Here is a 13,060-nt window from a genome sequence, read left to right as displayed (position 1 = left end):
TCTGAAGAGCCCGGTGCGGGAAATCCGCACGCCGGGTTCTGTGGGGGTTTGAGTCGCCAATCAGGCGACCTTTCTACCCGGAGGGTGGAGTACAATCTACCGCAAGGTAGAAAGGCTCCCTTCTACTCGACTAGTTGAACTTTCGTCACTAGCTCTTTTCAATAATCGGGCCATTATGTGGAATAAGAGGTTGCATAAAACTCTAGTTTTTTATGCAGCTGCCAAGCTTTTTCAGAAGCCAAAAAAGTTGATAAATCAAAATTCACATCAATAAAATTTTCAAAAAGCTAAATGTAAAGAGCCGTTCACAAGCAGTTATTCATGCGGCCGAAATAAACTTGTTCCGTTCTCTTAAAATTAAGGATATGTAAATCTTTATTGTTGGTATTTAAAAAGTTAATAGAGCTATCCAGTGCCTGATAATTTCATTCAGAATAAAAAGGCACTGGGTAGTTTTTTTGTTCTATTTTGAAGTAGTACAAAAGTTAAAAAAAGTTATAACTTATGATGAATTTTCAGAAAATTAAAAACGTGAAATAATAGGAGGTAATATGATCTAACCCAAAAAATTTAATAGATGAGAGGAAGTACAGAAAATGAAAAAAGAGTTTATGAAAAAAGCTACCGCGCTTGCGTTAGGCGTAGGTTTGGTTTCAAGCAGTCTAGTAGCACCATATCTTAATTCACCATCTAGAGTCCATGCTGTCACAACTTCGAGCTCAGAGTCTATTCTTGCAAATTTGACTCCAGAACAAAGACAGGCCTTAACGCAACTTTCCACAAATGATCAAACTGGGTTATTTCTAGATTCAAATGTAAATGTAGATAGTGATAACCAAGTATCCGTCATTGTTTCATTTAAAAATAAGCCACAAAAAATTGCCATTTTAGAATCAGCTGTAAACGGAAAAAGCTTATCCAATGATCAAGCAAAAAACAATGCGGAAGCAGACCATGTGACGTTTAAAAAAGACTTAGATTCTCTTTTTAAAGATAAGTCAGATGGATTGTACAAAGTGAAAAGGGAATATAAGCATGCATTCAACGGAGTCGCGTTGGAAGTTCCTGCAAATAAGTTAAATGAATTAATGAAGTCAGACGCAGTTTTAGCTATTTACAGTGATGTAATCGTACAAGCAGAACCTTCAATTGAACCTTCCTCTGATAGTAAGGGTCAAGGAATGGCAGACGAGCGATCCTTCCTTAAGGTAGATCAATTACATCAAGAAGGTTACACAGGTAAAGGTGTAAAGGTTGCTGTACTAGATACAGGAATTGATTACAACCACCCGGATTTGAAGGATGCCTATAAAGGCGGCTACGATTTTGTAAACAATGACAGTGATCCAATGGAAACTACATACGAAGACTGGATAAAGGCTGGAAAGCCTGGTGGAAATGCAGCTGCTTATGTGACTGAACATGGAACCCACGTTGCGGGTACGATTGCGGGTCAAGGAAAAAATGAAAGTGAATACGCTACTAAGGGAATTGCACCTGATGCGCAAGTTTATGCGTATCGTGTCCTTGGTCCAGGTGGCAGCGGAACGGCAGAGGGTATCATTGCAGCCATTGATCATGCAGTATCTGAAGGCATGGACGTGATGAATTTATCATTAGGTGCCAATTACAATAATCCAATGTATCCGACAAGTATTGCCATTAATAATGCAGTGCTGAGCGGGGTAACTGCAGTTGTAGCAGCTGGAAACGCAGGTAACAAGATGTATACACTTGGTTCTCCTGGTACTGCAGCTTTGGCACTTACAGTAGGGGCAAGCAATGTTCCGATTTCAACCTTGGCAGCTAAAGGAGCCATTGACAATGTATCTGCAGACCTACGCTTCATGGCAAGGGGATACACAGATGACATCACAAAGTTAAAAGGGCAAACGAATACAATTGTCGATGTAGGGCTCGGTGATAACTATACAGGTAAAGATGTTAAAGGGAAAATCGTCCTCATGAGCAGGGGAGTATATACATTGGACTCTAAGATTGCCTTTGCCAAGGCGCAAGGTGCAGCAGCTGTTCTTATGTATAATGACAATGCAGCAGAGGGGCACATTCCATCTCACTTAGGAGAGGGAGTCAATTTCATCCCAACATTCTCCTTATCAAATGCAGACGGTCTGGCGTTGAAACAAAAATTACAAGCTGGCTCCGCTTCCTTCACTTTCAATGAAATGAGTGAAATGAAAACAGTAGGAGATACCCTAGCAGACTTCAGTTCTCGCGGGCCATCACGGGTGACGTATGATATTAAACCAGAAATCACGGCACCTGGTGTGAGTGTATTATCGACTGTTCCAAGCTTTATTAACAGTCCAAATGATCCGACCAATTATTCGATAGCGTATAAACGTATGTCTGGAACATCCATGGCAACTCCATTTACATCGGGTGTGGCTGCATTATTATTACAAGCTAAGCCTGAACTCGAGCCAGAAGAGGTAAAAGCAATCTTAATGAATACAGCAGATCCATTAAGTAAGTCATATAGCGTATATGAAGCAGGTGCAGGACGAGTAGATCCTTATCAGGCGATTCATTCCACTATTGAACTCAAAGTAAAAGATAAAACACCAACCATTATTAATGGGAAAGAAAAACAAATAAAAGAAGATACAGGTGCCCTAAGCTTTGGTAATGAAGTTTTCAATGGTAAAAATATAAAGGATTCACGTTCAGTGACGATTGAAAACAATGGATCAAAAGACAAAACATTTGATGTTAGCGTAACATACCAAACAGATGTAAGAGGATCGAAGGATGCAGTGAAGAACGGTGTAGTAGTATCCACTGATAAGTCGATTAAAGTACCAGGAAATAGTAATGTAGCTAGTAATGTAACTCTTTCAATACCAACAACAGCGGAAAAAGGCATTTATGAAGGATATATTGTGTATACGAATCATGATGATCCATCTGAAACGTATCGAGTTCCATTTGGTGCGCACTTTGTAGAAGAAGGATTCCAAGACTTAAGTCTTGAGCGTCAAACAATATCTTCTAATCGTACGAATGTGTCGAACATATTTTATAATCCTGTTTTATTTGGAAGTTTTACATTAAAGTCCCACATGAGATACATTGATGTTGTGCTTGAAGATACAGCTACAGGAAAAGATGTAGGCTTTATAGGTACAATAGATGGAGTATCGCGTGATGAAGGTGTACAATACGGCGGTGGTTTATTTATGGGATATTATTATCCATTTACGAATGATAAAAATAATCCAATCGGTTTGGATGCCGTCTTAGCACCAGAAGGCCATTACAAACTAAAGTTCATCGGATATAATGACTCTGGTAAATCATTTACTACTGCACAAGATTTGTATGTTGATAATACAATGCCTAGTAAATATGATGTGCATCTAGATGGAGAAAAAGAAGGAAATCCATTTGTAGAGTACAAGCAAGGTCAACAAACCGTTCCGTTAACTGCTTCGATTAATGACAAAATGGTCGATGAGATGAAAGCAGCTGGTATGAATGTCAATCAATCAATTAATCAAATCTATTATTTTTATAATAGTCACTTTCCAAATGGTCAGCTAACAGTGGACGAAAATGGTAATGTTAAAGACGAGGTTGCAACTGATCCAAAAGGAAATTTAATCGATCTAGAGTTTGAAGGTATTGACCAAGCAACCAACTCTTACGGTCGCAAAGTATACTATGTTGTACCTGACAATTACCAGTATGTTTACGGTCAGCCAAATACACCTACAAGATTAAATAAAGTTAATGCTCATATTGGAGATACGATCACGATTACGCTAACGGCTAATAATGTGAACAAAATAAAACAAGCTTCATACCGCTTTACAACAAAATATGCCGACACAACAGTTGAGAGTATTGCATTAAATCCGGCAGCACAAAAGCTTGGTGGAACGTTGAATGTGACATCAACACCAGGTAGTACAAGCGTTACATCAAATGTCAATGTAACATTTGATGGCACATCAGAGGTAACGGGTGATATTCCAATGGTGGATGTGACTATTAAAATACCAAATATGAAAGATGGATATACTGCATCTAGCTTTAGTTCTGTATCTTCAACTTTTACAAGTGTTGATGGTACTGTAACAAGGCCATTTACTGCGATCGCGCCTATTACGATTCAGCCTAATTTCTCTACTGCTATTAGTTATATTCATCCAGAAGGTTTCCACAATGAAAATGGACTCCTTAGACCTCAAGATTATACAAAAGTTGGAGCTAACGTAACGATTAAAGATAGTCAAGGAAAAACATACACAGGGACAATGGATAAAGTTGGACAATTTTATATCACTGGATTACCGGTTACAAGGGATTATTTTACGGTTATTCAAGATATTCCTGGCCACTTCACAACATATGGTCAATTCACCAATGCTTACAAAACAATGGATGGTGTGGATTACGGATACAATAAGCGATTAAGTTATCCAGATGAAATAGGAAAAGCACTTGGAGGCGACGTAAACAAAGACAATGTGATCGATCTGATGGATGCATTAGCGATCCAAAAATATTGGGGAACGAATGAACGGAGTGCTGATATCAACTTTGATGGGATTGTCGACACGAAAGATTTTGCCTATGTCGAAAAGAACTTCGGCATGCAGAACCCGACCGTTGATAACGCACCAAAGCCTGTGAACCAAGTGAAAGGAAAAACGCTTGCAGATATTAAGAAAGAATTAGGACTGTAAGAACCATGTGCCGGCGGCGATTATTACGAGCTGCCGGCATTTTGAGGGATAGCCTCCAGGGGCGGCGTGGAGATGTGTATTATATGGTAAAATATGGAGTGACTCCTTTATTTAACTATGCCTTCACGAAGCCAAGATGATCTGAACTCATTTCAATTACCCGTAAATCCAATTACAAGGGTTATGAAATCCTGCGAATAAGTGAGCATTCAAGAGATATTCGTATCAAACTGAGGGAGTTTAAGAGTGTAAAATACAATTTTCCAAAGAACTCATTATAAAATAACAATGAATGGAGGGATATTTTTGAAAACGTTTGAGGAAAAATTAAAAAGCTATGGAGAATTGGTTGTAAAAGTGGGATTAAACGTTCAACCGAACCAAATCCTTTATGTAAGAGCTAGTGTGGATGCGATTCCATTTGCTAGAGCTGTCGCTCACGAGGCTTACAATGCAGGTGCAAAAAATGTGTATGTGGACTATACTGATCCTGAAATCACACTCTCACGCTATTTGAGAGCATCAGATGATGTTTTCACAGAGTTTCCTGAATGGGAGCGAACTCAACGTGAGATGTTGATTGATAAGGATACGGCATTTTTATTTATCGTTTCCGACGATCCGGATTTATTGTCCAAAGCTGATCCAAATCGTATTGCGAATTACCAAAAAGTAAGCGGAGAAGCCATGGTAAAATGGCGAGAGCAGCATGATGATGTTAGTTGGGTTATCTGCGCAGCTCCAAGTCAAGCCTGGGCAGATAAGGTTTTTACAGGCGAAACGAATAGCTTGGACAAACTTTGGGATGCAATCTTCAGTTCAGTACGTATAGGGGAAGTTGAACCTGTAAAGGCATGGAAAGATCATATTGGAAACTTGCTCCAAAAGGTTACTTATTTGAATGAAAAGAAATATAAGAAGTTACATTACAAAGCTGAAGGCACAGATCTAACGATTGAGCTTCATCCCTTACATCTATGGAGAAGTGGTGGAACCAAAAATCGACATGGTGTTCAATTTGTTGCGAATATGCCAACTGAGGAAGTCTTCACTTCGCCATTACGTTCAGGTGTTAATGGTTTCGTTTCGAGTAAAAAACCACTTAGCTATGCAGGTAATTTAATTGATGAGTTCAAATTAACTTTTGAGAATGGTCGAATTGTTGAAATTACAGCTAAGAAGGGAGAAGAAGTATTAAAGAACCTAGTAGAAACAGATGAAGGCTCCCATTATCTTGGTGAAATAGCCCTGGTTCCACATGACTCACCTATTTCTAACACAAACGTACTTTTCCTAAATACATTATTTGATGAAAATGCTGCAAACCATTTAGCATTAGGATTCGGTTTCCCTAACTGTATTGAAGCTGGAGAGAAAATGACGAAGGAGCAACGTGAGGAAGTAGAACTTAATTCGAGTATAACTCATGTTGATTTCATGATTGGTTGTGCGGATATGGATATTGATGGTGAAATACCTGATGGTACACGTGAGCCAATCTTCCGTAAAGGGAATTGGGCTTTCTAATTGATTTTGTAGAAGAAGGAATCTTTTGTTAAATGAAGATATTCCTCCTTAAGGTAAAAAGGAGGAATAAGATGACAAGAAAAGGCTGGATTTTATCAACTCTTTGTGGTTTTTTACTTATTTTTGCCATTGAACTGTATAGTACAGTCAATTCTTATCAGAACATTATTATTCCAAAAGGGATGGATACCTTTCCTGTATACTTAATGGATTTTAGAATTGGCGAAGGTTCTACAACAATTGAATTAAATAGTTTTGCTAATACCTTCATGTGGTTAAGTTTAGTTCCGCTTTTGTTAGCAAGCTAGGTATTTCAAAGATTGTTAAAGCGTAATTTCTAGGTGCTTTTGTCTAAATGGGCTTTTCCAGCATAACGGGAAAGTCTATTTTGTTTTTCAATGAACAGGTATGAATCTTCAATTAAGTGATGGTGTCATTTTAATAAAAACAAGTTTGTGAAGTAATGTACTTAAACCAATGGGTGCGTTAGTTTAATAAAAGGATATTTCCTATCCATCTGCCATTATGGTGGCTTTTTCTTTTGCACCAAAATGAAGGATATTGTTTCAAGGCGTTGAATTTTTATTAGGTAAAATTTTTTAGATGGGGAATGGGGGAACACATGAAATTTTGTCCACAGTGCGGAGAAAAACGTTTCCAAAAAGCGAATTTTTGCTATGAATGTGGTTTTAAATTTCCATGGCTTTCTAAAAAAAACGAAAATCAAAGAGTAATGGAAAACCAGCTTAATAATGGTTTCGCTAGAGGAACGGCTTTAGATAAGAATTTAAAAGAAGCACAAGAAAAGGAAATGGTTATTGATACTCGTATTAAGGCTTTAAAGCCATGCGATACCTGCTCCTTTTCGAAGAAGTACAATAATGGCAGCTGTGAGATTGAGGAGAAACATTCTCTATCACCTCAATGCCCTTCTGATACATGGGAACAGAAAAAGAAGGCTATGAATGTTGGAGGAGAATTAGAGATCAGAATTGCACAAAGTGGTCAGACTGAGGATGGTGTGTATCAAGAGGGATTGTTTATTGGTGTCCATCCTAAAAATAGAAATACAATGCGTATGAGAACACTTCTGGAGAAAACCTTCCCAGGTCAAGACGTGGTGGTCAATGCCTCTGTATTGGAAGAAAATCCCAATTCTATCTATACAAATGTCTTAATGAAAGTCATCGGTTTGTCAGTGCCTCCTTCTTCGAAGTAATAGGTTTATTTATAAAAAAGAGGTGAAATTTTATGGTTATCCAGTTTAAAGATAAAGAAGCTGAATATAAGGAATGGTGCGGTACTCATAAGGACGGTTATGTTTTTAATCGGGCAGGTGGACCGACTGGTAACGTTTTGCATGTAGTTAGCTGTTGGCATTTAAACGTTCCTTCACGTAAAGGAACTTACACAACACGTTATCCAAAATATTGTTCAAACAATCTTAACGATCTAATGGAGATAGTTGAAGAAATAAGTAAGCCGAATAGTTGGAGAGAGTGTACCGCTTGTTTAAAAAACACAAAGGGCTTAGCCTAATGCTAGGACAGCTGCCATTGCAAGACAGCTATTTTTTTGTAAAGAGTTTGGTTAGATTAATTTAGTAAAATAAAAAGTTATAAAATAATAATATTTCCCCAGTATGGTAATAGGATTTAACTGTTAGGTTTTAATAATTAAAGAGGGAAAATATATGACCAAGTATGTAAGACTGGAAGTAGACATTTGGTATGATGAAGACGAGAAAGTAATAAAGTTGGGATCATCTGATGGCAAAACTTTCATCTCTACTGTGCATAATAAGGAACTCTATAACCCCAATAGTCGTAGACATGCCCATTTATACAACATTTTTAAGAGGTTGTTAAAGCAACATAATAAATGGAATGGAGAAGAATGATAAAAGCCCTTCATAAAAGGGCTTTATGCATTTAAAGAAACGTAGGAAGGGAGTCGAAGAAGACCAGCCTTCGTTATATTTCTGTACTTAACATAGCATGAAACTGGTTCAATGAAGACAAACTTATCATTCTGGTCTCTTTTATCCATCCTGTAGACTCTATTTTTTTCTTCTTTTGGAACCCCAAGTTCCATGATTCCTGCATACCTACCATCATCATACGATAATAGCCAACCAAAATCGTCTTTTCGGTACCCGTTCACGATGACATTGGTATATTGGTAATTAATAACCTTAAGCCATGAGTATGAACGCTTACCGATCTCATAAGTGCTGTCTTTTTTCTTAAGGACAATTCCTTCAAGGTTTTGCTCCTCTATGAGTTTAAATAGGGTAGTGCCGTTGCTATTAACACTCATTACCTTTGAAAGAACTGGGGTATTAACTGGTATGATCACATCTAGAATTTCTTTTCGTTCATAGAGTGGCAGGCGGGTTACTTTCTCGCCTTTATAATATAGTATGTCAAATACAACGAACGAAACAGGCTCATCCTTTGCCAAATATTTTACCTTGTTTGTATTGGAAATTGAAAATCTACTCATTGCTGCTTCAAAATCTGGTTTTCCAGAAGAATCTGTAATTACTACCTCTCCGTCCAGAACGGTTCCTTTAGGTATGTCTGGGTTTAATAATTCAGGAAAACGGGTGGTAATATCGGGATAGTTTCGGGTATAAGCCTTTTTTAAAAAGAATAAATGAATCAGAACCCATCCATTTTTAAATTAGGGGATAAATGGAATCCCTTCTCGAAAATACAGCAGATGCAGATAATTCATATTAAGTTCATAACTTTCCCAGCCACCTTAATTTACTAGCCTCATAATAAAGGTAAAAGGAGTGGTTGAATTGAGCCGATTTGTTATTATGGAATTACAAATGAAAGAAGAATTACCTATGTTATATGACATTTATTTTAGGGGACAGGTTCTACTTCATTATGAAGAGGAGATTCCTTCTATCGTTGTTGGAACAACTTCAAAAATGGATCGAGAGGCTGCAATTGAATTTTTAAAAGGTTGTGAACAATTTAAAGCATACCACAAGCATCTATTTGGAACTGAAGTAAAAGCATTTGTGATGGATGATAAACAATTTAAAAAGGTGGCTAATTGGATGCGCTATTTTCATCCAAATGGAATTTATAGATAATTTTGGGTGTCTAGTAATATTGGATTTATTTGCTTCCGTTGGGTGAATGGTCCTGTAGATAGAATAATGAAGGTTGATGGTGCCCATGTATAACCAGGCTACATGTTTAACATAGGCTAGTTTGATTACTATAGGTCCCTGAACAATAATCTGTTCCTGAATGAAATAGCCCTTCCGGATTGGAGGGGCATCACTTTTGTTAGTAGATGAGATGACCAAAGCTACTCATACATGTGCTGCTTTCTCTAGGTTCTTAACCAGCTGCGTATAATTCTCTCCATTAGCAATCACCTTTTCCAGTTCACATGGAAAGGGATGCTCTTTTTTTATCCACTTCCAAAAATCATAAGCTACTTCCTCAGGTTTCCTATTCTTTAATGGATAATTTCCCCTCTGAAAAACACTATTGTCGTTTGTGGTGTAGAAAATCTGAATCAGTACGTTCATTCTCTTCATCCTCGTACAATTTCTTCAACATTTTATCGGTTTCCATTGTCACATCATAAAAATGCACTATCCTTTGAATGTCACTATGAGTAAATCCGTTTTCCTCAAATTGTTGAATCAGTTTCTTCTACTTTTCGTTCATAGAGATCATCCACCTTTACTCCTAGAAAGTCTGCTAATTGAAAAGCCTTGTCAAGAGAAGGCAAGGTTTTTCCAGTACTCCAATTAGATAATGTATTAGCTGATACCCCTAGCTTTTTCATTATGTATTCCCTTTTATACGGTGATTGTTTAATTAATTGCCCAATGTTGCTTTTATACATATGAACACCTCACCATATAATTCGACAAAATTCAGTGTTATCCCTTTACTAATATTACTTACAAATAAATCAAACTATTTTTGTGATAGATGGTTATATATAGGTCATAGCGCTCATACCATTTAGTAAAAGAGTGAAAGGAGGGAAAAAACATGGGCAACAAGAAAGTAAAATCAGTTTCTTTCAACATTACCAATCTAAAGGAGCGAGAATTATTAGAGCGCCTGCAGCAGGAAAAAATAGAATTCAGTGGGTATGTAAAGGAATTAGTTTTCGCAGATATGCAACGACGCAATGCACCGCTCAAAATCGTCAAACGAAGCGAGGGCGGGGGAATCAAAATAGTCGTAAGGAAGTAATACCGCCACCCTCAGCTTGATATTTCTGTAACACTGTAACTCGGTCGACACTGTCAATTGTCACGACAATCTCAAAAGGGAGGCGAAAAGGTGATAGAAGGTAAGGGGTTAGGTGGCAAGAAGATTCATCGTGTGAACTTGTCTCTTACAAACAAGCAGGCTTTCAAACTGAACCGCCTGGCGACAGCATGCAACATGAAGCCAACGACACTGGCTGCAGTACTTATTGAAAAGGGGCTTAACGATGATAGGCTTGTCTCCATGCTGCAAAAGGAACATTGCACCGAAAAAGCTTACCGAGTGGTCCTCGTCAATAATAACGGTGAACTGAACTACGTATTGAGCGGAAGAGAGGACATAACATGAGCTGGATCAGCTATATTACGGGCGGTATGACTGTGATATTGGCGTATACGTTTTATGCGGTAGGGATGGAAGATGGAGAAGAGGAACAGGGTGACGAAGAAAACAATGTAGTGGTTAATGATTTCTCTGGTCGATATGTGACGTTAAGCTGCCAGACATGCAGGAAGTTGAAAAGACATAAAGAATTGGAACCAAACTTGTTTCAGTGTATGAAGTGCAAACGGCATGTCGATATAAGAGTCTCTTAGTTAAAAAGTTAATGCTGATTGATGTGATTAATTACTAGGAAAATCTATTAAATTTCAGGAGGCGTTTTCCATGAACGGTGAATATTACCAAATGACAAAGGCTGAACTTATTAAGATAATTGAAAATTTAAATGATCAAATTGAGTATTACAAAGAAAGAGAAGAGGATTATGATGAACGGCTGGAACAATTAAATTCAGAAAATGAACGTTATAATAGGAGCATACATGATTATGAACAAAAAGAAAAAGAAGAGGAAATATACAGGCAACTTCCTCATATGAGGCCATTATGGATGAGAAAGGGTTTTGACTATTAAATTTGTCTTTACAATTAAGGACAGTGATTGCCTTTTATTATAGGAATGGATAAAGCCCCTCTCCACTAGGAGAAGGGCTATTTTAAACATATTCAGGTAATAATTCTTTAATCTCTTGTTCTACACTGACCAACCCACTTAACCACAATTCAACAAGTCTCACTCCATCAATTAATTCAATACCTAATCCTTCAGAATATTGCCTGGCAGACGGGGTAAAAGAACATGTTGGTAATCACATAGCCGCCCTTGGCTCCCGTTTTCACCAATTAGAATGAATAAGAGCTATTGGCTTAAAGTCAACATCATGTTGATAACACTTAACTTGTCCTAAAAATAATTCACCTTTAATAATAAAAATCTTTATTGATCTCTGCTCTCTTATAGTAAATTTCGAGGTCATTCAGGTCAATATGACCTATGTGACCTCAAAAATATATAAAACACATGTGTCCTATTATTAAATAAGTTTCCTTACTGGCAGTCTTACTGTGCAAATAAAATGCGCCTGTCCACTTAATATTTTTCCTTGAAACTTCCCCCAAAACCTCCCCCAACAAATTGGGGAATAATACATTATTCTACAAAGCAGACAAAAATAAAAAACCCTAGAAGTTGAGTAATATCAACGTTTCTAGGGTTTTCATTCGTACAGTTTACAACTCGTATTAATTAACGAGAGTAATGCTCTATGCCGCTTGATAATTGCGTGCCAGGTCCTGGAGGAAAGACTAAACCTCAGCACAGTAGAAATTATTGTGGATAAGGAATCAAAAAGCAGCAGATGTAACATTAACGGGTTCGGTTATTGGGGAGAAAATTATAAATAACAACCTTATTAGAGACACAATTCGCATATGAATTGGGGTCTCTTTTTTCATTGATATATCAATGTTTTTACTGTTTTAACCCACTTATTAACATACCAATTAGCGGATAAACTAACAACACCGCATAAATTTATGGGGTGTTGTTAATTTATCCGCTAAAAATGGCGCTAATTTGGTATTTATTTAAGGTAGCAGAGCAAGTACGTACAGTTATCTTAAATAAAAATTTTAAGGTTTTTTGGAATTTAATGTTAATATATTGATATATAAGAAAAGCAGTTTATATGTAGAAATGAAAAGGGAGTTTAAGGGGGTGTAAAAAACGAATAATTCCAAAGAAAGAAAAGTTAAAAATCATTTGAGCCTTTTATTATTTCTTATTATAGTTGTCTGTGTCTCATATTTTTTAGTTTTTAAAGTTTCCTTTTTACCAAATGGTTATGACCTTGTTTCACAACAAAAAGACAGTATATCTATAAAGTCATTTAATGTATTAGGGTTTGAAGAAGGTATTTCAACCATATCCTTCTCTGAAAAGGATATATGGAAAATTAATGATATTGCTCACGAAATAAATAGACAAAAAGGATTTTTATGGATACTTTTTTCTGCTGTTAGTGTATCTATATATCTGCTTGTTTCTAAGTTTCGTAAAGGAATAAAAATTTGGAAAGCAATCTTAGAAAGTAATATTATTATTACTTTATTGCTGCCTTTATACATTATTATTAACTCATTAAATCGAATACAAAATTTAATTTCTTGATTCTTCTAACATATAGGTTTAATTGAGAAATACTGTAATTTTTTCTAAATC

At 36.8% G+C, this 13,060-nt stretch carries 14 protein-coding genes and 1 pseudogene; 12 read left to right on the top strand and 3 right to left on the bottom strand.

The annotated features are described in order from the left end of the window. Positions 1–254: 254 nt before the first annotated feature. From TR08_RS33410 to TR08_RS24020, 6 genes and pseudogenes are all read left to right on the top strand, one after another. A pseudogene (locus TR08_RS33410) lies at positions 255–355 on the top strand (LuxR C-terminal-related transcriptional regulator); the annotation flags it as partial. A gap of 241 nt (positions 356–596) precedes the next feature. Further along, on the top strand, positions 597–4,712 hold the full coding sequence (locus TR08_RS24040; protein WP_045522528.1) for a S8 family serine peptidase: 4,116 nt from the start codon (positions 597–599) through the stop codon (positions 4,710–4,712). 306 nt (positions 4,713–5,018) lie between these two features. Beyond that, entirely contained in the window at positions 5,019–6,239 is a 1,221-nt protein-coding gene (locus tag TR08_RS24035; protein ID WP_193747839.1) for an aminopeptidase, read from the top strand. A 71-nt stretch (positions 6,240–6,310) separates the two neighbouring features. Beyond that, positions 6,311–6,547: a hypothetical protein gene (locus TR08_RS24030; protein ID WP_045522524.1), complete on the top strand. Its 237-nt coding sequence runs from the start codon at positions 6,311–6,313 to the stop codon at positions 6,545–6,547. Between the two features lie 314 nt (positions 6,548–6,861). After that, a complete protein-coding gene (locus tag TR08_RS24025) occupies positions 6,862–7,458 on the top strand; it encodes a hypothetical protein (RefSeq protein ID WP_045522523.1) in 597 nt (198 codons plus the stop codon). Between the two features lie 32 nt (positions 7,459–7,490). Beyond that, positions 7,491–7,778: a hypothetical protein gene (locus TR08_RS24020; RefSeq protein WP_045522521.1), complete on the top strand. Its 288-nt coding sequence runs from the start codon at positions 7,491–7,493 to the stop codon at positions 7,776–7,778. 384 nt (positions 7,779–8,162) lie between these two features. Here TR08_RS24020 and TR08_RS24010 read toward each other — a convergent pair whose 3' ends face one another. After that, positions 8,163–8,903: an ATP-dependent DNA ligase gene (locus TR08_RS24010; RefSeq protein WP_081954640.1), complete on the bottom strand. Its 741-nt coding sequence runs from the start codon at positions 8,901–8,903 to the stop codon at positions 8,163–8,165. Between the two features lie 145 nt (positions 8,904–9,048). Between TR08_RS24010 and TR08_RS24005 the strand changes: the two genes are divergently transcribed. Further along, complete coding sequence (locus tag TR08_RS24005) at positions 9,049–9,351, top strand: hypothetical protein (RefSeq protein WP_045522517.1); 303 nt, start codon at positions 9,049–9,051, stop codon at positions 9,349–9,351. Between the two features lie 225 nt (positions 9,352–9,576). Here TR08_RS24005 and TR08_RS24000 read toward each other — a convergent pair whose 3' ends face one another. Beyond that, a complete protein-coding gene (locus tag TR08_RS24000) occupies positions 9,577–9,798 on the bottom strand; it encodes a hypothetical protein (protein ID WP_045522516.1) in 222 nt (73 codons plus the stop codon). 104 nt (positions 9,799–9,902) lie between these two features. Continuing rightward, entirely contained in the window at positions 9,903–10,121 is a 219-nt protein-coding gene (locus TR08_RS23995; protein WP_045522515.1) for a helix-turn-helix transcriptional regulator, read from the bottom strand. A 152-nt stretch (positions 10,122–10,273) separates the two neighbouring features. On the opposite strand from TR08_RS23995, the gene TR08_RS23990 reads away from it, so the two are divergent. From TR08_RS23990 to TR08_RS23970, 5 genes are all read left to right on the top strand, one after another. Next, the gene (locus tag TR08_RS23990) at positions 10,274–10,480 is read left to right on the top strand and encodes a hypothetical protein (protein WP_045522513.1); all 207 of its coding nucleotides are present in this window, start codon (positions 10,274–10,276) and stop codon (positions 10,478–10,480) included. A gap of 90 nt (positions 10,481–10,570) precedes the next feature. Next, entirely contained in the window at positions 10,571–10,846 is a 276-nt protein-coding gene (locus tag TR08_RS32795) for a hypothetical protein (RefSeq protein WP_045522512.1), read from the top strand. Further along, the gene (locus tag TR08_RS23980; protein ID WP_045522511.1) at positions 10,843–11,094 is read left to right on the top strand and encodes a hypothetical protein; all 252 of its coding nucleotides are present in this window, start codon (positions 10,843–10,845) and stop codon (positions 11,092–11,094) included. Before TR08_RS32795 ends, TR08_RS23980 begins: the two co-directional genes overlap by 4 nt. Before the next feature lie 70 nt (positions 11,095–11,164). Next, positions 11,165–11,413 carry a hypothetical protein gene (locus TR08_RS23975; RefSeq protein ID WP_045522508.1) on the top strand — a complete coding sequence of 83 codons (249 nt, stop codon included), beginning with the start codon at positions 11,165–11,167 and terminating at the stop codon, positions 11,411–11,413. Between the two features lie 1,188 nt (positions 11,414–12,601). Beyond that, a complete protein-coding gene (locus TR08_RS23970; RefSeq protein WP_045522507.1) occupies positions 12,602–13,009 on the top strand; it encodes a hypothetical protein in 408 nt (135 codons plus the stop codon). Positions 13,010–13,060 lie beyond the last annotated feature (51 nt).

This window comes from Neobacillus niacini (assembly GCF_000759675.1).
Taxonomy (GTDB): Bacteria; Bacillota; Bacilli; order Bacillales; family Cytobacillaceae; genus Neobacillus; species Neobacillus niacini_A.
This window is presented reverse-complemented; position numbering and strand designations above follow the sequence as displayed.